The following is a 21,831-nucleotide window of genomic DNA, read 5'->3' as shown; positions in this document are numbered from 1 at the left end:
TAGACCTCAGGAATGAGGGGTCCTTATTCGACGCCGATCACACCGCTAACGGGGTCCCTTTTCCACGCCGATCCACACCTCAAGAAAGCCCATCATCGCAACGTGGTTACGGTTCATCACTACGTGGAAGACGATACGGATGAACTGATCCTGTACGTCATGGAGTTTTGCGAGGGTGGCTCGTTGGCAGAGCCGTATAAGGCTGGGCCGATCCCAATCGACCAAATGAGATCGATCGCTACAGATTGCCTATCTGGTTTAGGCCATCTGCATGCAAACGGCATGCTCCATCGAGATATCAAGCCGGGCAATTTGCTCCGGGATTCGCGTGGGCGGACGAAGCTCGGTGACTTCGGCCTCGTCACCGATCGGATTGTTCAGGGCTACGGTTCGCCAGGCGATTACGCTTACAGCGATCATATGGCGCCAGAAGTTCTCCAAGGCGCGCCAACCAGCCCGAAAACTGACATCTGGGCGACAGGCGTGACGTTCTACCGGCTACTGAGTGGCAAACAGTGGCACGAGGAGCATGCTCCCGGCATGCCTGCTGTGATGGCAGGGAGATTTGCCGACAAACTGATTTGGCTCCCGCACGTGCCTGCCGACTGGCGAAGAGCTATTCGCCTGATGCTGAGACCAGACCCGGCAGATCGCTACCAGACCGTCCACGCTGTGGAAAAGGCGGTGGCCGCTCTATCAATCCACCCGGCTTGGGAGTGCGCCGTCAGTCCTGAAGAGATTACATGGCGACGGCAGAAGGGTGCGCGAACGCATCAAGTCGTTTGGGATCGATCAGACCCTAAGAAATCGAGTTGGCAGGCGTGGAGTGAACCGACTGATGGCATCGGTAATAAGCGGACCTTAGGCGGTACGAATAAACCTGTGACAGCAAAGACGGCTCACAATCAGCTAACGAAGTTCTTCGCCACGCAAACTTAACGGCTTTGCCGCGCCGCCTTCGGCAGAAGATATTTGCCTCGAAAGTCTTGGGGGGTCAGCGGGCGAAGTCCAAAAGCGGCGATAGCTGATGCTTTGCGGTCGCTAGCACACCGATTGCAAAAGTCGCGCTCGGCGTTTTTCCCTTCGGTGGGTGACCATTTGCGATTGCAATGACGGCAATTGGGCCGTTGAAACGGCGCGGCTTGTGAAGAGTGTTTCATCTCATCCGTCCTTCAGGCTGGTGAGAACATTTAGAGAACAACTGATTCGCGTCAAGGGCGAATTTATGAACTCCCGATTGTTAAGAAGACGTGCTTAAGTCGATTCCAGCATGAGAATAAGGCGACGGTCAGCATGGATCTGAGCGAGTTAACTCCTTAGTAATCGCCGTTTTCAGGTAGCTATCGTCTCCCGAACAGCTTCTCCAAATCGTGCAGCTTCAGCTCCACATAGGTCGGGCGGCCGTGGTTGCACTGGCCCGAATGCGGGGTGGCTTCCATCTGGCGGAGCAGGGCGTTCATTTCGGGGGCGGTGAGGATGCGGCCCGAGCGGACGCTGCCGTGGCAGGCCATGGTGCCGCAGACCTCGGCCATCCGCTCCTTCAGCGACAGGGCGGCGCCGTGTTCGGCCAGGTCGTCGGCGATGTCGCGGATCAGGCCCTGGACGTCCGTGTCGCCCAGCATGGCCGGGGTTTCGCGCACCAGGACGGCGCCGGCGCCGAAGGCCTCGACGATCAGGCCCATCTCTGCCAGTTCTTCGGCGCGCGAGGCGACGCGTTCGGCCTCGGCCGGGTCCAGGTCGACCACCTCGGGCGTCAGCAGGGCCTGGCGGGTCACGGATCCCTCGGCCATCTGGGCCTTCATCCGCTCATAGACCAGCCGCTCGTGGGCGGCGTGCTGATCGACGATGACCAGGCCGTCGCGGGTCTGGGCCACGATATAGTTGGCGTGCAGTTGGCCCCGCGCGGCGCCCAGGGGGTAGTCGAGGGGGTCGATGGGGGCGTGAGGGGTGAATCGTGAGTCGTGACTGGCGGCGTCGGCGGGCGGCTGTTGCGTCCATGACGGGGCGTCCCAGCTCGGTTCCACGCGGGCACTGCGTTCGTTGAGGCCGGGGATGATCTGGGCGGCGGCGGCGGGCTGGGACCAGCCGGTCCAGCCGCTGAAGCCCTGGGCCGAGGGGGAACTGGGGCTGTAGGCCGGTCCGGTGGTGACGCCGGTGTGGGGCTGAAAACCGGCCATGGCGTCGGCGGCGACGGTGGTGGAGGCGCGGTGGCCGGCGGCGTGGAGGGCGTGACGCAGGGCGCCGACGATCAGGCCGCGCACCAGGGCCGGGTCACGGAACCGGACCTCGGCCTTGGCGGGGTGGACGTTGACGTCCACGTACAGCGGGTCGATGTCGAGGAACAGGACGGCGGCCGGGTGCCGGTCCCTGGCCAGGAAGTCGGCATAGGCGCCGCGCAGGGCCCCTTGCAGCAGCCGGTCCTTCACCGGGCGGCCGTTGACGAACAGATACTGATGCGCCGCATTGCCGCGCGAATAGGTGGGCAGGCCGGCGTAGCCCGACAGGCGGACCCCGTCCCGCTCCTGATCGATCAGCAGGGCGTTGGCCTCGAAATCGCGACCCAGCAGGGCCGACAGCCGTTTCAGCCGGCCCTCGTCGCCGGGGTGTTCGGCGGGCAGGCGAAGCGCGACCTTGCCGTCCAGCGACAGGGTGAAGGCCACGGCCTCGTGCGCCATGGCCTGGCGTTTGATCTCTTCCGAAATGGCCATGGCCTCAGCCCGTTCGGACTTCATGAACTTGAGCCGGGCGGGGGTGGCGTAGAAGAGGTCGCGCACCTCGACCCGCGCGCCGTGCGGGCCGGGGAAGGGGGCGGGGGCCAGGGGGCGTGTCGCGCCGCCCTCGACCTGGATGACCCAGGCCTCGGTCTCGTCACGCGACCGGGTGGTGATCGACAGGCGGGCGACCGAGCCGATGGAGGGCAGGGCCTCGCCCCGGAAGCCCAGGGTGTGGATGCGCAACAGGTCCACGTCGCCGGCGTCGTCGGGTTCCAGCTTGGAGGTGGCGTGGCGTTCGATGGCGAGCGGCAGTTCGGCTTTGGGAATGCCCTTGCCGTCGTCGGCGATCAGGATGCGCGACAGGCCCCCGCCGTCGGCCTGGATCTCGATATTGCGGCCGCCCGCGTCCAGGGCGTTCTCGACCAGTTCCTTGATGGCGCTGGCCGGGCGCTCGACCACCTCGCCGGCGGCGATGCGGTTGACGGTTTCGGGGGAGAGGCGGCGGATGGGCATGTTCACCCAAGATAGGGCGGCGAAGGGATTCGCGCCACGACGGCGTGTGGGCGCGCGGCCCCGTCAGGCGTCAGCGTGCTGGGGGGCGGCCGAGAGAACGGCCTGGAGGGCGGCGATCTCGATGGGCTTGCGCAGAACGCCGTCGGCGCCGGCCGCCATGTAGCGGGCCACGTCCTCGTCGAACACATTGGCGGTCAGCATCTGGATCGCCGTGCGGGGGCGGCCGGTGGCGGCCTCCTCGGCGCGGATCGCCGTCAGGGCCTCGACCCCGTCCATGACCGGCATCACCACATCCATCAGGACCAGATCGAAGGGCGTCGCGCGCAGGGCCTCGACCGCCTCGCGCCCGTTCTCGACCAGCACCAGGTCCAGGCCGAAGGACTGGAACAGCAGGGCCAGCAGCTTGCGGTTCGCCGCATGATCCTCGGCGGCCAGGACGCGGGGCGCGCGCGGGACGGCGACCGAGGCGTGGGGCTGGACGGCGGCGGTCGAAAGCGTCGCCCGCTCGGCCGTGAAGCGGAACCAGAAGACCGCGCCCCGGGGCTGGGCCGCCCGCACGCCGAGGGCGCCGCCCAGGGCCAGGACGCTGGCGCGGCACAGGGCCAGACCCAGGCCGGCGCCGCCCGCCGCGCGGCCGGCGTCCAGTTGTTCGAACGGCAGGAAGATGCGTTCGCGCTGATCCTCGGGCACGCCGGGGCCCTGGTCGTGAACCTCGAAATCCAGGTCGATGCGGCCGTCGGCGGCGGGCAGGGCGCGGATCCGGATGCAGATGGTCCCGGCCGGCGTCAGCTTCAGCGCATTGGACAGATAGTTGATCAGGACCTGCTCGACCCGACCCTCGTCCGTCATCACGACGAAATGCTCGCGCACGCCCTGAAGCTCGATCTTCAGGCTCAGGCCCAGTTCGTCCACGCGGGATCGCCAGACGCGCGCGATGGCGTCCAACCGCTCGCCCAGATCGACCGGGGCGAGGCGCAGATCGACCTCGCCGGACTCGATCTTGGAGATGTCCAGGGCGCCGTTCAGCAGGCGCAACAGCATCCCCCCGGCCTCGGCCATGTCGTCGATCACGGCGGCCTCGGCCTTGGGGCGACGACGGCCGCGCAGGACCTCGGTCAGGCCCAGGATGACGTTCAGGGGGGTGCGGACCTCGTGGCTGATCATGGCCAGGAAGCGGGACTTGGCCTTGTTGGCCCGTTCGGCGGCGGCGCGGTCGGTCTCGGCCTGGGCCAGGGCGGTCTGAAGCTCGCGCGAGCGTTCGGTCAGGGCCACCATCAGTTCGACCGTCTGGCGATCGCTGCGCCATTGGCGCCAGGAGGCGGCGATGATGCCCAGGACGAACACGCCGACGGCGACCTTGATCCCCGTGGTCGCCTGGGGCTGGTTGGAGGCGAGGATCATGGCCGCGATGGACGGCGGGACGACGGCTGCGGCGAAACTGCGCCGGCTGATGTGCACCTGAAGGGCGCCGACCATCAGATTGCCGGCCAGCAACAGGCGCAGATAGTCGAGATAATGGGGCTGGGAATGCCAGACGGCGAGGATGAACAGGGCGTTGTGCGTGGAGAGGCCGAGGGTGACGGCCTCGGTGCTGAGCCTGAAACGCCGCTCGGCCCCCGGGGCGCGGGGGCGGGCGCGAGCGGTCTGGACCACGTTCCAGAGCACCAGGTAGAGGCCGAACTGGAAGACCGCGAAATTGGTCGCCCAACCCCAGCCGATCACCCACCAGCCCACGATCACGATCGCGGCGATAGTGACCAGCCGCACCGGGAACATGTCCCGGTAACGGTCGGCATAGGCTTTTAGGTAATCTGTACTGTCGGCCACTACGCCAAGTCCCCGCTTCAAGCGTGGCCTTACGCGAGGGAGCTTAACGAGGCCTCAATCGTGCTTGATTGATCGGCATAACGCCGTACGTTATGCTGCCGCCATGATCCGCAGTTTCCGTGATCGCGAGACGGAGCGCTTCTGGAACGGCGTCGCCATACGGCGACTGCCGCCGGATATCCGACGCGCGGCGCAGCGGAAGCTGGAGCTGATCGATGCGGCCTCGCGGCTGGACGACCTGAGATCGCCGCCGGGAAACCGGCTGGAGGCCTTGTCAGGCGACCGGAAGGGACAGCATTCGATCCGGATCAATCAGCAGTGGCGGATTTGTTTCCGCTGGACAGACGGAGGCGCCGAAGATGTCGAAATCTGCGACTACCACTGAGGAACTGATGGAACCGGTGACGCCGGGTGAAATCCTGCTGGAGGAGTTCATCCTTCCTGCGGGTTTGAGCCAGACTGCGCTGGCCAAGGCCATTGGGGTGCCGCCGCGCCGGATCAACGAGATCGTCCTGGGCAAACGCGCCATCACCGCCGACACCGACCTGCGCCTGGCCCGCTACTGGGGAGTGAGCGAGGGGTTCTTCCTAAACCTACAGAAGAGCTACGACCTGCGGATGCAGCGGGCGAAGATGGGCGATGCGCTGGCGATGATCAGGCCGAGGGCGGCGTGACCCGGCAAGGGCTCGGGATGAAGGATTTTACAGCCCGGCACGTCGGCGAGATTCTTCAGCCTCTTCTGCTGTCTGGATGCTGATTATGTGTTCCGGAAGGAATGTCACCTCACTGTCGAAGGTCAGTGGTGCGTCCTTTTCGATATGGACGTCTTCCTCATCATCGGGGTTGACGAATACGTATGAGGCCGGCTGATTTCTAAGCCGTCCTACAAAGTATGGGCCGCTGTGGCCGGTCACCTCGACCCACATCCGCTCACCCTCAACTTCCGGCTCCGCCGAATCGTCCTCATCATCGACTATAAGTTGCTGCAATTCAAAGCTTAACTTGACTAAATCGGTCGGCTTTACAGCCTGCCGTTCTTCCTCGGACGGTATAATGAAAGTGTCCGGGTATATTTCTGCGCTCACAACACCGCTGTTGAGATAAAATCCGTCAATCTCGAGTGTCGCCAAACGAACGGTTGTCCGATTTTCATGTGCGGTAAACTCTGGCTTTCTTCCAAGCGCTGGTGGGCTGAGGCGAGGTGCCTTGTAGATTGCCCGTAGAAGATCTTCGAATGTCTCGTCTGATACGTCGCCTCGCATATCCAAGGCGTGTATGCCGAGAAAATGAGGAGGTAGCGCCGAGTCCGTGTCACTCGCATTGAATGAGCCCGATCGGATCAAAGGTATGAACTTCGATCGGGGCACACCCGAGGCGATTTGCCCAGAGATGATCTGCTGTTCATAACCGACGCCGCCCCTTCTTTGAAGAGAACGGGCTGCGTAGTTTGGAGTGCAGACAACAAGAGTGAAGTCGCAGTTCTGAACACTGCTCTCCATGAACGCCGTCAAACTATCCCCTAAGGGGACATCCCACTGATCAAGCTTAACGGTAACGCCGTTTTCAACGAGCCGGCTTGCTAGCCCAAGAACCCAACCCTTGTGGCTTTCATCGTCCCAAGAGTAGCTGATGAAGGCGGTCGGATTGTCGGCCGCCATCACCCCACCTTCACCCGCGTCGCCGCCTCGGGCAGGTCCTCGCCGAAGGCGCGCTGGTAGAACTCCGCGATGGTGGGGCGTTCCAGTTCGTCGCACTTGTTCAGGAAGGTCAGGCGGAAGCTGAGCGCCAGGTCGCCGCCGAAGATGATGGCGTTCTGGGCCCAGGTGATGACGGTGCGGGGCGACATGACGGTGGAGATGTCGCCGTTCATGAAGGCGTTGCGGGTCATGTCGGCGACGCGGACCATGGCGGCGATGCGGCGGCGGCCCTCGGCGTCCTTCCACTCGGGCACCTTGGCGGCGACGATCTCGGCCTCGACGTCGTGGTCGAGGTAGTTCAGCGTCGTGACGATGTTCCAGCGGTCCAGCTGGGCCTGATTGATCTGTTGCGCGCCGTGATACAGGCCCGTGGTGTCGCCCAGACCGATGGTGTTGGTCGTGGCGAACAGGCGGAAATGCTTGTTGGGGCGGATGACGCGGTTCTGGTCCAGCAGGGTCAGGCGGCCCTGGGCCTCGAGCACGCGCTGGATCACGAACATCACGTCGGGGCGGCCGGCGTCATATTCGTCGAACACCAGGGCGACGGGGCGTTGCAGCGCCCAGGGCAGGATGCCCTCGCGGAATTCGGTGATCTGCTTGCCGTCCTTCAGGACGATGGCGTCCTTGCCGATCAGGTCGATCCGGCTGACATGGCTGTCCAGGTTCACGCGCACCAGGGGCCAGTTCAGGCGGGCGGCGACCTGTTCGATATGGGTCGACTTGCCCGTGCCGTGATAGCCCTGGACCATGACGCGGCGGTCGAAGGCGAAGCCGGCGCAGATGGCGATCGTCGTCTGCGGATCAAAGCGATAGGCCTCGTCGATCTCGGGCACATGGCTGTCGCGCTCGGCGAAGGCGGGCACGGTCATGTCGCTGTCCACGCCGAAGGCCTCGCGCAGGGTCACGCGGCGGGCGGGTTCGAGCGTCAGCAGGGGGTCGGGAGTGGCGTCGAGCGGGGAGGTCATGCCTCCATCTAGAGGCGCCGCGCGCGCGGCTCAACACGCGCGCGGCCCTTCATGCGGTTATTTCGCACTGAGACGCACATCGACGTTGCCGCGCGTGGCGTTGGAATAGGGACAGACCTGGTGGGCTTTCTCGATCAGGTCGTCGATGACCGCCTGGTCCAGGCCATGGTCGGTGACGGTCAGGTCGACGTCGAGGTTGAAGCCCTCGCCGCGCGTATTCTTGCCGAAGCCGATTCCGGCGGTGATCTTGGTGTCCGGGCCGACCGGGGTTCCGGCCTTGCCGCTGACCAGACGCAGGGCGCCGAGGTAGCAGGCGGCGTAGCCGGTGGCGAACAGCTGTTCGGGATTGGTCCCTTCGCCGCCCTTGCCGCCCATTTCCTTGGGCGTGGACAGTTTGACGTCGATCTTGCCGTCGTCGGTGGCCGAGCGGCCGTCCTCGCGGCCGCCGCCGGAGGCTGTGGCCTGGGCGCGATAGAGAACTTCCATGGTGGGCTCCTGGGGTTGCGAAGGCTTCAGATGGGGGCTTAACGGGAGACGGGAAGGGGGCGTTGCATCCGCGCCCTAGCCTTTAGGGGGCGACGCGGTCTAAAGCACCCTTTCGGGGCGCGTCGTCGGAGTACGCAGTGAAGATTGCCGAACGCTGGTTCGTGTGGGCGGGCATGGTTCTGCTGGGCGGTATCGCCCTGGCGGGGTTGGTCGTCGCCGTCTATGCGGCGTGGCTGTTTCACGACCTGCCGGACGCGTCCGAGTTGGCCGATTATCGGCCGCCGACGGCGACGCGGGTCTATGCCGGCGACGGCACCCTGATCGGCGAATTCTCGGACGAGCGCCGAATCTATGTGTCCTATGACCAGATTCCCCTGACCGTGGTGCAGGCCTTCCTGGCCGCCGAGGACCGCAACTTCTTCCAGCACGGCGGGATCGACGTGGGCGGCATCGGCCGGGCCTCGATCAAGAACATCTTCAACCTGGTGCAGGGGCGCCGGCTGGAAGGCGGATCGACCATCACCCAGCAGGTGGCCAAGAACGTCCTGCTGACCAACGAATCGAGCCTGAACCGCAAGCTGAAGGAAGCCATCCTGGCCAATCGCCTGGAGGCGACCCTGTCCAAGGAGCAGATCCTCAACCTGTATCTGAACGAGATCTTCCTGGGCTATCGCTCGTTCGGCATCGCCTCGGCGGCCTATAACTATTTCGGCAAGTCGCTGGCGCAGCTGACGCCGGACGAGGCGGCCTTCCTCGCCTCCCTGCCCAAGGGACCGAACAACTACCACCCCAAACGCCACCCCGGCGCGGCCAAGGGCCGGCGGGACTGGGTGCTGGGCGAAATGGAGCAGAGCGGCTGGCTGACCGAGGCCCAGCTGGTCGAGGCGCGCGCCCGGCCGCTGGTCACGCGCGATGCGCCGCAACGGTCGGAGTACAAGGACGCCGACTTCTTCGTGGAAGAGGCGCGGCGCCAGGCCGCCGCCAATCCGGACTTCGGGGCGCAGCTGCGCGCCGGCGGCTTCTATATGCGCACCACCCTGGATCCGACGCTGCAGACGGCGGCGCGCCAAGCCCTGATGCAGGGGCTGGAGAACTATGACCGACGCCACGGCTGGCGCGGGGGCTGGGGCACGACGGACTTCGCCGAGGGGTGGCAGGCCGCCGCCCTGAAGGAACAGGCGCCGCCCGAGCGCCGCACCTGGCAGGCTGCGGCCATCGAGAGCGTCAGCGGAAACACCGTCCGCATCCGCACCGCCAAGGATGACGAGACCGGAACCCTGATCGCCGCCGACGCCGCCTGGGCCAACGCCAACAAGCAACTGCGGCGCGGCGAACTGATCTTCGTCGAGCGGAAGGGCGGTCAGTACGCCCTGAAACAGGTGCCGCGCGTCAACGGCGCCCTGGTGGCGATCGAGCCCCAGTCGGGCCGGGTGCTGGCGATGGTGGGGGGCTATTCCTACGCCCTGTCCAGCTTCAACCGGGCGACCCAGGCGCGGCGCCAGCCGGGTTCAGCCTTCAAGCCCTTCGTCTATGCGACCGCCCTGGAAGGCGACTTCACCCCGGCCTCCATCGTGCTGGACGCGCCGATCAGCTTCGCCGGCGGGGCCAACGGCCAGCGCTGGACGCCGGAGAACTACAGCCGCGAATACTATGGGCCGCAGAGCTTGCGGCGCGGGCTGGAGCTGTCGCGCAACGTCATGACCGTGCGGCTGGCCCAGTCGGTGGGCATGAAGAAGATCGTCGATCAGTCGGCCCGGATGGGCATCCCCGGCCTGACGCCCAACCTGTCGGTGTCGCTGGGCGCCGGCGAGGTGACGCCGCTGGAGATCACGGCCGCCTATTCCGCCTTCGCCAACGGCGGGCGGCGGGTCACCCCCTATCTGATCGACTACGTCCAGGATCGCGACGGCGAAACCATCTTCCGCGCCGACACCCGCAGCTGCCGCGACTGCGCCCGGGGCTTCTCCGGTCAGGAATCGCCGCGCCTTCAACCGCGCGGAACCCAGGTCATCGATCCCATCACCGCCTATCAGATGAGTTCGATGCTGGAAGGCGTGGTCCAGCGGGGCACGGCCGCCAGCGCGCGCGGCCTGGGCCGGTGGGTGGCGGGCAAGACCGGCACGACCAATGAATATCGTTCGGCCTGGTTCGTCGGCTTCACCACCGACATCGTGGTGGGCGTCTTCATCGGCTTCGACGACAACCGGTCGCTGGGTTCGGGCGAGGCGGGCGCCTCGGCCGCCGTGCCGGTGTTCACCGAATTCATGCAGACGGCGCTGAAGGAACGGCCGGCGCGGCCCTTCGTGCGGCCCAAGAACGCCGTCTTCCGCATGGTGAACGGCATCGAAGAGGCTTTCCGTCCGGGTACGGAACGTCAGGCCCCGCGGCCGGTCCAGGCCCCGACCCAGCCCGTCGGGCCCCAGAACTATTATGAGGTGATCCGCCGCGAGCAGGAGGCCGCCGCCGCCGCAGCCGCAGCGCCACCGCCGCCCGCCGCCGCCCCTCCGCCGAAGAAGGCGCCGGCCGAGGACTTGAGCGGATTGTATTGAGGCTCTAGGTAGGCCTTTCGAACGGCGCGTCCTCGTGGCGCGCCGTTTTCCTTTAATCCTGCCCTTTTGCAAGGCCGCGAGCCTTGCTGTCTGAGGGCCTTGTGTCGCTGGAGATTGCGATGAGACCGGATGTCGAGGCCATGAAGGCCGACATCGAGCAGAGCGTCGCTCTGCTCAGGAGGCGTCTTTGACTGGGATGTCGCTCTAAGAAAGCTCGATGAGCTGAACGCGCGGGTCGAGGATCCGACCCTGTGGGACAAGCCCGAAGAAGCCCAGGCCGTCAGCCGCGATCGTTCGCAGCTGGAAGCCAAGATCAACACCGTCAAGGCGATGGAGCAGGACCTCGAGGACGGGGTGATGCTGGCCGAGATGGCGGACGAGGAAGGCGACGAGGGCACGCTGGAAGAGGCGCGCGTCCTGCTGCGGGGCATCAAGGACCGCGCCGCCCGGGCCGAGCTGGAAGCCCTGCTGTCCGGCGAGGCCGACGGCAACGACGCCTATCTGGAAGTCAATTCCGGCGCCGGCGGCACGGAGTCGAACGACTGGGCCGGCATGCTGCTGCGAATGTATTCGCGCTGGGCCAAGGCGCATGGCTATGAGGTCACGATCGAGGCCTATGAAGAAGGCGAACAGGCGGGGGTCAAGTCGGCCACCATCCTGATCTCCGGGCCGAACGCCTACGGCTGGCTGAAGTCGGAATCAGGCGTTCACCGCCTGGTGCGCATCAGCCCCTATGACGCGGCGGCCAAGCGGCACACCAGCTTCGCCTCCATCGGCGTCTCGCCCGTGGTGGACGACGCCATCGAGATCGACATCAATCCGTCGGACGTGCGCACCGACACCTATCGCGCCTCGGGCGCGGGCGGCCAGCACATCAACAAGACGGACTCGGCCGTGCGTCTGACCCACGTGCCGACCGATACGGTGGTGGCCTGCCAGGCCGGCCGGTCGCAGCACCAGAACCGCGAACAGGCGTGGAAGATGCTGCGGGCGCGGCTGTATGAGCTGGAACTGCAGAAGCGCGAAGCCGTGGCCCAGGCCCTGGCGGACGCCAAGACGGACATCGGCTGGGGCCACCAGATCCGATCCTATGTGCTGCAGCCGTACCAGATGGTGAAGGACCTGCGGACCGAGGTCGAGACCTCGGACACCCAAGGGGTGCTGGACGGTGATCTGGACGCCTTCATGGGCGCGGCCCTGGCGGCGCGGGTCGGCGAGACGCGCGGCTCCAGCGCGGACGCCTGATCGGCGCCGGGACGACCGCGGACAAGAAAAAGGGCGGCCCGGACACCGGGCCGCCCTTTTGACTTCAGGGCCTCGGGGTCAGACCGTTTCCTTCCCCTGGACGACCGGAGCGGTTTCCGGCTTCGGAGCGAGAGGGGCCGCCGCCTGCACGGCCGGCGCGACCGGGGTCACGGCGGCGGGGGCGGGCGCCTGACGCTGGCCTTGGGCGACGCGGCCCTGGAAGAAGGCGCCGACGTCGATCGACAGCTGTTCGGCCGTGATGTCGCCGTCCACATAGGCGGTGGCGACCAGTTTGACCTGCTTGCCCTGGACGCCGCCGACGACCCGGCCGCGCACCTCGACATAGTCAGCCTGAACATTGCCTTCGACGGCGCCGGTCTCGCCGACGATCAGGCGGCCGACGCGGACGTCGCCCTTCACCTGGCCGTCGATCTGCAGATCGCCGGCGCCCGAGACATTGCCTTCGAACACCAGGTCGGACGACAGGGTCGACAGACCGCGGCCGGTCGGCACGGCCGAAGGGGCGGCGCCGCCGGCGCGCGGCGCGGCGGGCATGTCCGGCAGCGGCGGGATGACCGGAGCGGTCGGGCGAGCCGCCGGGGTCGGGCTCGAGGGTTTGCTAATTTTGTTGAACAAGTTGGTCTCCTGCTCTGAGGAAGCGTGCGGGGTTCTGGGGTCGGCCGTTCAGCCAGACTTCGTAATGGAGGTGGACGCCGGTGGAGCGGCCCGTCGTGCCCATCCCTCCGATACGTTGGCCAAGCGCGACCGACTGGCCGGGCTGAACCCCCAGGGTGTTGAGATGGGCGTAACGCGTCTTGAAACCGCGACCATGGTCTAGCTCTACAGTATTGCCATAGCCTGAACGGACGCCGGCGTAGGCGACCACGCCCGGGGCCGTGGCGTAGATGGGCGTGTTCAGGGGAGCGGCGAAGTCCTGGCCCTGGTGGACGGCTGGCCGGCCGTTGAACGGATCGAAGCGGACGCCGAAGCCCGAGGTGGTGCGGGCCTGGGTCGGGCGTTTGAACGGCAGGCCCCCGGCGGCGTCGGTCAGGGCCCGCATCTCGTTCAGGTTGGTGGCGGCGTGGCGGATGCGTACGGCGAAGGGCTCGTCCACGTCCAGGATGGCGGCCAGGGCGCGCGGGTCGCGCGCCTCGACCAGGGGGCCGCCCAGGGGCTCGGACGCGGCGACATAGGCGGCCGGGTTCAGACCCGCCAGACGGAAGGCGAGACGCAGACGTTCCGCGCGGGTCTGGGCGAAGTCCTCGGCCCGGTCCAGCAGCCGTTCCTGATCCAGGCGCACGGCCAGAATCCGCTGGATCGGGCTGGCGCTGTCGGGGATGGCGGCGGGCGCGAGGGCGCGCTGGGCTCCCTCTACGCCGTGGAAGTCGGTCATCACCGTGGTCAGGGCGGCGTGGCGCCGTTCGATCATGGCGGCGGTCTGTTCCAGCGAGCCGTTGGCGGCGGACATGCGGACCACCGCGCTTTCCAGCCGGGCCTGAAGGTCGGCGTTCAGACGTTCCGACGCGGCGCGCGCGCGCACGACCTCGGCGTCGGAGCGGTGCTGGGCGATGAGGTCGAACAGGAAGGCGCCGGAGGCCACCAGGGACCAGAGGACGGCGGCCACGGCGACGGCGCCCAGAACCAGCTGTCTCTGCGCGGTCAGGGCATAGGCCCGGATATCGTCACGGCTGCGCAGGTAAAGGTATCGAACGGGCAAAAAACGTTCGAACCAAGATGATTCCGGCGACTGATCTTGCACGGTCATTACGCAACGCCCCCACGTCGAGGTGAGGTTTATCCGGTGCAACGATGACACGGGCAAGACTGTTCATGCCCTGTTAACCACGATTGATGCCGTTTTGCCGTCTCATCACGCGATTGTTGATTGAGATTCTCGCATTTGGCGAAACTCAGAATCGGAATTCAACCCAATGAACGGGCGGCCTCCAGAACCGCGGCTGCGTGGTCGGCGACCTTGACGTTGCGCCAGGCCCGGACGACCCGGCCGTCGGCGTCGATCAGGAAGGTCGCGCGCTCTATGCCCATATATTCGCGGCCGTAGAGCTTCTTCTGCACCCAGACGCCCCAGGCCTCGCAAGCCGCGCCGTCCTCGTCCGAGGCCAGGACGACGGCGAGGTCGTATTTGGCCTTGAATCGATCGTGCTTCTTCACCGTGTCCCTGGACACGCCGATGACCGGGACGCCCAGGGCGGCGAAGTCGGGCGTCAGGGCGGTGAAGTCCTGGGCCTCGCGGGTGCAGCCGGTGGTGTCGTCCTTGGGATAGAAATAGACGACGGCGGGCTTGCCCTTCAGGGCGGAGAGGGAGACCCGGCCGCCGTTGTCGGTCGGCAGGTCGAGGGCGGGGGCGGGGTGGCCTTCGGCAGCGGACATTTCAAACTCCGATCATCCCGGCGAAAGCCGGGACCCAGTTCTTTCGAGACAGTACGTTGGATCAAGCGCTGCGGACGTCGGATGCGGCGGAGCGCCCAAAGCACTGGGTCCCGGCTTTCGCCGGGATGAGCGGAAATCAAATCGGGCGAACGAGCACGATCTTCTTCTTGCCGGCAGCCAGCTTGATGACGCCGTCCTTGAGGTCGGCCTGGGTCAGCAGCTGGGCGCCGTCGGACACGGCGGCGTCGTTGAGGCGCAGGCCGCCGCCCTGGGCCAGGCGGCGCGCCTCGCCGTTCGAGGCGGTCAGGCCGGCCTTGGTCACGACGGCGGCGATCATGGCGCCGTAGACCTCGGCCGCCGGCAGTTCGACGGTCGGCAGGTCGGCGGAGACCTGACCCTTCTCGAAGGCGGTCTCGGCGGCGGCGCGGGCCTTGGCGGCTTCCTCGGCGCCATGCAGCAGGGTGGTGGCGGCGTCGGCGAGGGCCTTCTTGGCCTCGTTGATGGCAGCCCCTTCCAGGGCCTCGTATTCGGCGATCTGCTCCAGGCTCAGGTCGGTGAACAGGCGCATGAAGCGGCCGACGTCGGCGTCCTCGGCGTTGCGCCAGAACTGCCAGTAGTCATAGGGGCTGAGCTGTTCGGCGTTCAGCCAGACGGCGCCCTGGGCGGTCTTGCCCATCTTTCCGCCCGAGGCCGTGGTCAGCAGCGGGGTGGTCAGGCCGAAGGCGGCCTTCTGGTCCACGCGGCGGACCAGATCGACGCCCGAGGTGATATTGCCCCACTGGTCCGACCCGCCCATCTGCAGCGTCACCTTCAGGGCGCGGTTCAGCTCCAGGAAGTCCACCGACTGCATCAGCATGTAGTTGAACTCGAGGAAGGTCATCGGCTGCTCGCGCTCGAGCCGCAGCTTGACCGAGTCGAAGCTCAGCATCCGGTTGACGGTGAAATGGGTGCCGAAGTCGCGCAGGAACTGGATGTAGCCGTAGCCCGACAGCCAGTCGTCGTTGTTGACCATGACCGCGTCGGTCGGGCCGTCGCCGAAGGTCAGGAATTTGGCGAAGACCGTCTTGATGGAGTCGATGTTCGACTGGATGGTCTCCTCGGTCAGCTGGGGGCGCGACGTGTCCTTGCCGGTCGGGTCGCCGACCTTGGTGGTGCCGCCGCCCATCAGGACGATGGGCTTGCCGCCCGCCTGCTGGAGCCGGCGCAGCATCATGATCTGGATCAGGCTGCCCACGTGCAGCGACGGGGCGGTGGCGTCGAAGCCGATGTAGCCGGCGACCACGCCGGAGGCGGCCGCCTCGTCCAGCTCGGTCGGATGGGTGATCTGATGGATGTAGCCGCGCGCCTGGAGGGTGCGGAGGAAGTCGGATTTGAAGGCTTGTTCGGTCATGGCGGGGCTCCGTTAGCAGGGATGCCGGCGGTCGTCTTCCATTTCCGAAGAGCGCGTCGCCAGCGAAGGCGGCGCGTGTTCGCGGGCCGCTCGCTTACAGCGGGCGGTAATACAGGCCGGCGATGGCGCGGGCGGCGAACATGGGGCCTTCGATAAGGCGGAGCGTTGACCGGCGTCAAGCCTTCGCTACGAAGGACGGATGCGTCTGCCCCTGATCCCACACCCGAGTTCGCCGCCCGCCGGGCTGACGCTGGAGGTCGAGGCGCGGCGGGCGGGGCGGGTGTTGAGCCTGGAATATGTCGTGGCCGGGCCGGTTGAAATGGTGCGCTGGCCGCAGGCGGCGGCGCGGGCCAGAACGGACGAGCTGTGGCGGACGACCTGTTTCGAGGCCTTCGTGCGGACGGCGGACGGCTATGTCGAATATAATCTGTCGCCGTCGGGGGCCTGGGCGGCCTATCGGTTCGACGGCTATCGCGAGGGGATGCGGAGGCTGGAGATCACGGCGCCCTTCATCGTGACGCGGATGGCGCCCGGGCGGTTTGGGCTGACGGTCGATGTGGACCTGCCGGAGGATGCGACGGACGCGGTCGGGCTGACGGCTGTGGTCGAGGGGCTGGACGGGGCGATCGCCTATTGGGCCCTGGCGCATCCATCGGATAAGCCGGACTTTCATCATTCCGACTCGTTCGCGCTGGAACTGCCATGAATTTCGGTCTCGACCGCCTGCTGTCCGACGACGCCCTGAGGGCGCAGCTGAAGGGGCGGCGTGTGGCCCTGCTGGCGCATCCGGCCTCGGTGACGAAGGATCTGGGCCATGCGGTGGACGCCCTGGCCGCCTGTCCCGAGATCGAACTGACCGCCGCCTTCGGGCCGCAGCACGGGATGAAGGGCGATCTTCAGGACAATATGATGGAGAGCCCGGATTATCGCGATCCGGTCCACAGCTTCCCGGTCTTCAGCCTGTACGGCGAGGTCCGGCGGCCCAGGGACGAGTGGATGGAGACGTTCGACGTCGTCCTGATCGACCTGCAGGACCTGGGCTGCCGCATCTACACCTATGTGACCACGCTTCTGTACGTGCTGGAGGCGGCGGCGAAACACGGCAAGTCGGTGTGGGTGCTGGACCGGCCCAATCCGGCGGGGCGGCCGGTCGAGGGGCAGACGCTGAAGCCCGGCTGGGAGAGTTTCGTCGGGGCCGGGCCGATGCCGATGCGGCACGGGATGACGATGGGCGAACTGGGCCTGTGGTTCATCGACCAGTTCAGGCTGGATGTGGATTATCGCGTCGTGGAGATGCAGGGCTGGGCGCCCGAGGCGGGGCCGGGCTTCGGCTGGCCGCTGGGCGAGCGGGCCTGGGTCAATCCCAGCCCGAATGCGCCGAACCTGTCGATGGCGCGCGCCTATGCCGGCACGGTGATGCTGGAGGGGGCGACCCTGTCGGAAGGGCGGGGCACGACCCGGCCGCTGGAGCTGTTCGGGGCGCCGGACATCGATGCGCGGGCGGTGATCGCCGAGATGCACGCCCTGGCGCCGGAGTGGTTGGGCGGCTGCGTGCTGCGCGACATGTGGTTCGAGCCGACCTTCCATAAGCATGTCGGCCAGCTGTGCAGCGGGGTGCAGATCCATGTCGACCACCCCGGCTACGACCACGGCGCCTTCAAGCCGTGGCGGGTGCAGTCCCTGGGGTTCAAGGCGATCCGGCGGCTGTATCCCGACTACGACCTGTGGCGGGATTTTCCGTACGAATATGCGTTCGGGAAACTGCCCATCGACGTGATCAACGGCGGGCCGGGGCTGCGGGAATGGGTGGATGACGCGGCGGCGGGGCCGGGGGATCTGGATGCGGCGACGCGGCCGGATGAGGCGGGATGGGAAGAGGTCAGGCGACCGTTCCTGCTGTATTGAGCCGCACAGGCCGGCCTGTTCGGTGGAGTGGCTGGAGCTGGGTGATCGGTTGAGGTCCGGCGGGCTTGGCGCGAAAACAGGGTGACAAAGCGCCAAGGTGCCAAACGGTGAGGGGCTGCGGGGCGAATATGACTGAACACCTGGACTACGAAGTCGAAGAGCATCGACGCGCGTGGGTGGACCGAAAAATAGCTTCCGTGATGGGAGATGATCACAAAGCGCGACACGGTGAATATGGTCGACTTTTGGACGGCGTGACACGAACGGCGGCCTTGGAGGCGGTTGCTGCGGGTCATAGGCACAACGACACGACTGGCCGGTATGGTCGGAACGTATTCGACGAGATGTTGGCTGCTGCGTCCGTCCCCATCGACCATCTCCGCTATGCTTTTGCTCCTTCGTGGGACGACAATAGCGGACGCGTCTGGAGCCACCGCCATTACGTTTTAAGCGATGTCACTGCCAAGCCGGAGCAACGGGCGAAGATGGTCCCGCAGTTTCAGCGTCCGGAGATCGAGGAAGTGGTCGGGCGGTACGTCGCCGGGACGGTTAAATCGGCCGAGGCCGACCGGGTGTTCGTGGACGTGATGGTGGCTATGGAGTTCTACCAGTTTGCAGATAGCGTCCTGAACGCTCCGCACATCCCGATTCTCGCTCCTAGCGCATGGAAGCGTCGGCCGATCACCGACTGGATTTTCGGCCGGTTCATGTCGGCGGTCGCTGGCTATCTCGGCTACTTGCTATTCTGGTTTGCTTCGAAGGCGTTCTTCCCCGAACGCTGGCTCTGGATCGTAGGCTTCATACTGACCGGGCTATTTTTCCTCGAAGCGACCTGGTCGCTGATCATGCTCCCGAGCGAGTGGATCAAGGTGCGGGCGCACCAAAAGAAAGTAACCCTCTATCTGGACCAGATGAATGGCCTCTACAGGTCGTTGGCGTCGGATGGTCCGATCAGCGCCAGACATATTTCGGAGTTGGTGGCCAAATCGACCGATGTCGGTGTGATCTGGCCCGCCACGCTGCACGTTTTGCTGGAGGACATCATGGCGCGAGGCGGTCGGTTCTAGCGATAAGATGATCCAAGTCCTGAACTGCACAAGAGATCAGATCACCGAGATCGCGGTCGATGAGGCGATCCGACGCCTTGGCTTGCTGCATCCATCGGCTCGCACTGCGATCATGACAATGATGAAGGATGATCAAGGTCAGCACCCCCGTTCGCTCTGTACGGCCTACCGCAAGGCTGGAGACCAGATCACGAAGGAAGAACTCAAGGCCATCGGTTTACGTGCCAGTGCTTTCATGAGCCGAGAAGCTTTGGCCGATCTGACCGACCTCGGATTGGAGAAACCGCTGGAGGCACATGTGGATACCCTCTTGCGATCCTATTTCACGGTCTCCCGCTGGCGTTCGTTTCAGGCAACTGACGAACTGGTGAGGCAAGGCGTCTCGCGTGAAGCTATCGTCTACAAATACTCCATGCTTCCACCTGTTTGTGACTGTTGCAATGCGTTGAATGGCGAGCCGACCACACCGGAGACGGCGCACATTCTCGCTCCCGATGATTGCGAGTGCGTGACCGCAAACTACTCGATCCAACAGCGAATAGACTGGTTCTACGATCTGGACTGATCGCCAGACTCGTTGGTCGATTTCAGTCTACAGGAAGGCGAAAAAAAGGGGAGTAACGGCGTTGGGCAGGGTAGCAGCGGCGTATCGTTATAACCAAAATCTATCACGCATCTGCAAATAAGTGATTGGGCTTATCTGCTGCGGTGCGGTAGGAAGCGGGCCTCCCCAACCTCCCAACGGAATGGAAGCCCTGCATGGCCCTCATCAACACGACCCTCAAACCCTTCACGGCCGAGGCCTACAAGGACGGCAAGTTCCTGACCGTCACCGACGCCGATGTGGCGGGCAAGTGGGCGATCTTCTTCTTCTATCCGGCCGACTTCACCTTCGTGTGCCCGACCGAGCTGGAAGACCTGGCCGACCACTACGCCGAGTTCCAGAAGCTGGGCGTCGAGATCTATTCGGTGTCGACCGACACCCATTTCTCGCACAAGGCCTGGCACGACTCGTCGCCGGCCATCGGCAAGATCACCTACACCATGCTGGGCGACCCCTCGGGCCTGGTGACCAACAACTTCGACGCCATGCGTCCGGGCGTGGGCCTGGCCGACCGTGCGACCTTCCTGGTCGATCCGGACGGCGTGATCCAGTTCACCGAGACCACCTCGGAAGGCATCGGCCGCAACGCCGCCGAACTGCTGCGCAAGGTCAAGGCCGCGCAATATGTGCGCTCGCACCCGGGTGAAGTCTGCCCGGCCAAGTGGGAAGAAGGCGAAGCCACCCTGGCGCCGTCGCTCGACCTCGTCGGCAAGATCTAAGACTGACGCGACCCATCGGGTCCGGCCCGGCGCCGGACCCGTCCGTCGGCGGGGGCGCGTTGCGTTTCCAGCCCCCGCCGACATCCTTCTTCATGTCTCGCCTCGCCCGCGGTCGGGCTTGCAGGCGTCATGAGTTCAACTGTTTCAAGGACCTCTCCCATGCTGGACGCCAATCTGAAATCTCAGCTCGAGGCCTATCTGAAGAACATCGTCCATCCGGTCGAACTGGTCGCCTCGCTGGGCGCCGGGCCGAAGTCGCAGGAGCTGAAGACCCTGCTGGAGGAGATCGTCTCGGTCTCCCACGGCAAGGTCGAGATGGGCCGCGACTATGACGACGAACGCCAGCCCAGCTTCCTGATCCGCCGCAAGGGCACCGACATCGGCGTGCGGTTCGCGGGGATTCCGCTGGGCCACGAGTTCACCTCGCTGGTGCTGGCCCTGCTGCACGTCGGCGGCCATCCGTCCAAGGCCGCGCAGGAGGTGATCCAGCAGGTCAAGGACCTGGACGGCGACTATGTGTTCGAGACCTATTTCTCGCTGTCGTGCCAGAACTGCCCCGACGTGGTGCAGGCCCTGAACCTGATGAGCGTGCTGAACCCGCGCATCAAACACGTCGCCATCGAAGGCGGCCTGTTCAAGGACGAGGTCGAGGAACGCAAGATCATGGCCGTGCCGACGGTCTTCCTGAACGGCGAACTGTTCGGTCAGGGCCGGATGGAGCTGGAGCAGATCGTCGCCCGGCTGGATTCGGGCGCCGAGGCGCGGGCCGCCGAACGTCTGAAGGCCAAGGACCCGTTCGACGTGCTGGTGGTCGGCGGCGGCCCCGCCGGGGCGGCGGCCGCCATCTATACGGCGCGCAAGGGCATCCGCACCGGCATTGTGGCCGAGCGGTTCGGCGGCCAGGTGCTGGACACCATGGCGATCGAGAACTTCATTTCGGTGCCGCACACCGAGGGGCCGAAGCTGGCCGCCCATCTGGAACAGCATGTCCGCGAGTACGAGGTGGACATCATGAACCTGCAGAAGGCGGCCAAGCTCATCCCGGCCGAGGTTCCCGGCGGTCTGCACGAGGTGGTGCTGGAGAACGGCGCCAGCCTGAAGTCGCGCACCGTCATCCTGGCCACCGGCGCCCGCTGGCGCCAGATGAACGTGCCGGGCGAGGACCAGTACAAGAACAAGGGCGTGGCCTATTGCCCGCACTGCGACGGGCCGCTGTTCAAGGGCAAGCGGGTGGCCGTGATCGGCGGCGGCAACTCGGGCGTCGAGGCGGCCATCGATCTGGCGGGCATCGTGGCCCATGTGACCCTGATCGAGTTCGACAGCGAACTGAGGGCCGATGCGGTGCTGCAACGCAAGCTGGCGACCCTGCCGAACGTGCGGATCGTCACCTCGGCCCTGACGACCCAGGTGCACGGCGACGGCGAGAAGGTGACGGGCCTGTCCTACAAGGACCGCAACTCGGACGCCCATCATGACGTCGATCTGGAAGGCGTCTTCGTCCAGATCGGCCTGGTGCCGAACACCGAATGGCTGCGCGGCGCCGTGGCCCTGACGGCGCGCGGGGAGATCGAGGTGGATCATCGCGGCGAGACCTCGCAGCCGGGCATATTCGGCGCGGGCGACGTGACCACCGTGCCCTACAAGCAGATCGTCATCGCCATGGGCGAAGGCTCCAAGGCGGGGCTGTCGGCCTTCGACTATATGATCCGCACGGTTCCGGCCGAAGAGGCGGTCGAGGCGGCTTAGGGGCGGTCGATCC

General features: G+C 65.8%; 20 protein-coding genes. 11 read left to right on the top strand and 9 right to left on the bottom strand.

What is annotated here, in order from left to right; all coding sequences use genetic code 11:
* Positions 1 to 12 precede the first annotated feature (12 nt).
* Positions 13 to 939: a serine/threonine-protein kinase gene (locus AC1RSI_RS13750; RefSeq protein ID WP_492793343.1), complete on the top strand. Its 927-nt coding sequence runs from the start codon at positions 13 to 15 to the stop codon at positions 937 to 939.
* A 401-nt stretch (positions 940 to 1,340) separates the two neighbouring features.
* Here AC1RSI_RS13750 and mutL read toward each other — a convergent pair whose 3' ends face one another.
* Entirely contained in the window at positions 1,341 to 3,227 is a 1,887-nt protein-coding gene (mutL, locus tag AC1RSI_RS13745; protein ID WP_447941461.1) for a DNA mismatch repair endonuclease MutL, read from the bottom strand.
* Between the two features lie 63 nt (positions 3,228 to 3,290).
* Positions 3,291 to 5,054, bottom strand: coding sequence for a response regulator (locus AC1RSI_RS13740; protein ID WP_154725766.1), 1,764 nt, complete (start codon positions 5,052 to 5,054; stop codon positions 3,291 to 3,293).
* Between the two features lie 103 nt (positions 5,055 to 5,157).
* Between AC1RSI_RS13740 and AC1RSI_RS13735 the strand changes: the two genes are divergently transcribed.
* Both AC1RSI_RS13735 and AC1RSI_RS13730 read left to right on the top strand, forming a co-directional pair.
* Complete coding sequence (locus AC1RSI_RS13735; protein WP_008259369.1) at positions 5,158 to 5,439, top strand: type II toxin-antitoxin system RelE/ParE family toxin; 282 nt, start codon at positions 5,158 to 5,160, stop codon at positions 5,437 to 5,439.
* A 7-nt stretch (positions 5,440 to 5,446) separates the two neighbouring features.
* On the top strand, positions 5,447 to 5,728 hold the full coding sequence (locus tag AC1RSI_RS13730) for a HigA family addiction module antitoxin (protein ID WP_197019724.1): 282 nt from the start codon (positions 5,447 to 5,449) through the stop codon (positions 5,726 to 5,728).
* A gap of 27 nt (positions 5,729 to 5,755) precedes the next feature.
* Here AC1RSI_RS13730 and AC1RSI_RS13725 read toward each other — a convergent pair whose 3' ends face one another.
* The 3 genes from AC1RSI_RS13725 to AC1RSI_RS13715 are packed head-to-tail and all read right to left on the bottom strand — an operon-like array spanning position 5,756 to position 8,202.
* Complete coding sequence (locus tag AC1RSI_RS13725; RefSeq protein WP_154725767.1) at positions 5,756 to 6,712, bottom strand: toll/interleukin-1 receptor domain-containing protein; 957 nt, start codon at positions 6,710 to 6,712, stop codon at positions 5,756 to 5,758.
* Positions 6,712 to 7,716 (bottom strand): cobaltochelatase subunit CobS, encoded by a 1,005-nt coding sequence (cobS, locus tag AC1RSI_RS13720; RefSeq protein WP_008262747.1) that lies wholly within the window; start codon positions 7,714 to 7,716, stop codon positions 6,712 to 6,714. Before cobS ends, AC1RSI_RS13725 begins: the two co-directional genes overlap by 1 nt.
* Positions 7,717 to 7,773: 57 nt before the next feature.
* Positions 7,774 to 8,202 carry an organic hydroperoxide resistance protein gene (locus tag AC1RSI_RS13715; protein WP_035306895.1) on the bottom strand — a complete coding sequence of 143 codons (429 nt, stop codon included), beginning with the start codon at positions 8,200 to 8,202 and terminating at the stop codon, positions 7,774 to 7,776.
* Positions 8,203 to 8,339: 137 nt separating this feature from the next.
* Between AC1RSI_RS13715 and AC1RSI_RS13710 the strand changes: the two genes are divergently transcribed.
* Together AC1RSI_RS13710 and prfB are read left to right on the top strand one after the other, a co-directional pair.
* Complete coding sequence (locus tag AC1RSI_RS13710) at positions 8,340 to 10,751, top strand: penicillin-binding protein 1A (RefSeq protein WP_008260750.1); 2,412 nt, start codon at positions 8,340 to 8,342, stop codon at positions 10,749 to 10,751.
* Between the two features lie 119 nt (positions 10,752 to 10,870).
* A protein-coding gene (gene prfB / locus AC1RSI_RS13705) for a peptide chain release factor 2 (RefSeq protein ID WP_154725768.1) occupies positions 10,871 to 11,996 on the top strand; the annotation gives its coding sequence in 2 pieces (ribosomal slippage) (positions 10,871 to 10,939 and positions 10,941 to 11,996; 1,125 coding nt in all).
* A gap of 78 nt (positions 11,997 to 12,074) precedes the next feature.
* On the opposite strand, the gene AC1RSI_RS13700 is transcribed toward prfB, so the two are convergent.
* From AC1RSI_RS13700 to tyrS, 4 genes are all read right to left on the bottom strand, one after another.
* Entirely contained in the window at positions 12,075 to 12,632 is a 558-nt protein-coding gene (locus AC1RSI_RS13700; RefSeq protein WP_230307585.1) for a bactofilin family protein, read from the bottom strand.
* Positions 12,616 to 13,761, bottom strand: coding sequence for a peptidoglycan DD-metalloendopeptidase family protein (locus AC1RSI_RS13695; RefSeq protein WP_035306903.1), 1,146 nt, complete (start codon positions 13,759 to 13,761; stop codon positions 12,616 to 12,618). Before AC1RSI_RS13695 ends, AC1RSI_RS13700 begins: the two co-directional genes overlap by 17 nt.
* A 158-nt stretch (positions 13,762 to 13,919) precedes the next feature.
* Positions 13,920 to 14,387, bottom strand: coding sequence for a peroxiredoxin (locus AC1RSI_RS13690; RefSeq protein ID WP_447941462.1), 468 nt, complete (start codon positions 14,385 to 14,387; stop codon positions 13,920 to 13,922).
* Between the two features lie 136 nt (positions 14,388 to 14,523).
* Positions 14,524 to 15,777, bottom strand: coding sequence for a tyrosine--tRNA ligase (tyrS, locus tag AC1RSI_RS13685; RefSeq protein ID WP_035306910.1), 1,254 nt, complete (start codon positions 15,775 to 15,777; stop codon positions 14,524 to 14,526).
* Positions 15,778 to 15,976: 199 nt separating this feature from the next.
* Between tyrS and AC1RSI_RS13680 the strand changes: the two genes are divergently transcribed.
* The 6 genes from AC1RSI_RS13680 to ahpF all read left to right on the top strand — a co-directional run bounded on the left by AC1RSI_RS13680 (position 15,977) and on the right by ahpF (position 21,818).
* Complete coding sequence (locus tag AC1RSI_RS13680; RefSeq protein ID WP_035306912.1) at positions 15,977 to 16,483, top strand: DOMON-like domain-containing protein; 507 nt, start codon at positions 15,977 to 15,979, stop codon at positions 16,481 to 16,483.
* Positions 16,480 to 17,682, top strand: a complete 1,203-nt coding sequence (locus tag AC1RSI_RS13675) for an exo-beta-N-acetylmuramidase NamZ family protein (protein ID WP_154725770.1) — start codon at positions 16,480 to 16,482, stop codon at positions 17,680 to 17,682. Before AC1RSI_RS13680 ends, AC1RSI_RS13675 begins: the two co-directional genes overlap by 4 nt.
* Positions 17,683 to 17,810: 128 nt before the next feature.
* Positions 17,811 to 18,749, top strand: a complete 939-nt coding sequence (locus AC1RSI_RS13670) for a hypothetical protein (RefSeq protein ID WP_154725771.1) — start codon at positions 17,811 to 17,813, stop codon at positions 18,747 to 18,749.
* A gap of 7 nt (positions 18,750 to 18,756) precedes the next feature.
* Positions 18,757 to 19,314 (top strand): hypothetical protein, encoded by a 558-nt coding sequence (locus tag AC1RSI_RS13665; RefSeq protein WP_035306922.1) that lies wholly within the window; start codon positions 18,757 to 18,759, stop codon positions 19,312 to 19,314.
* Positions 19,315 to 19,508: 194 nt separating this feature from the next.
* A complete protein-coding gene (gene ahpC / locus AC1RSI_RS13660; RefSeq protein WP_008260815.1) occupies positions 19,509 to 20,072 on the top strand; it encodes an alkyl hydroperoxide reductase subunit C in 564 nt (187 codons plus the stop codon).
* Between the two features lie 159 nt (positions 20,073 to 20,231).
* Positions 20,232 to 21,818, top strand: a complete 1,587-nt coding sequence (gene ahpF, locus AC1RSI_RS13655; protein WP_154725772.1) for an alkyl hydroperoxide reductase subunit F — start codon at positions 20,232 to 20,234, stop codon at positions 21,816 to 21,818.
* The last annotated feature ends 13 nt before the right edge of the window (positions 21,819 to 21,831 follow it).

It is taken from the genome of Brevundimonas sp. GW821-FHT10E09 (genome assembly GCF_058809375.1).
Note: the sequence above shows the minus strand (reverse complement) of the source record. Positions and strands in the feature narration are given on the sequence as shown.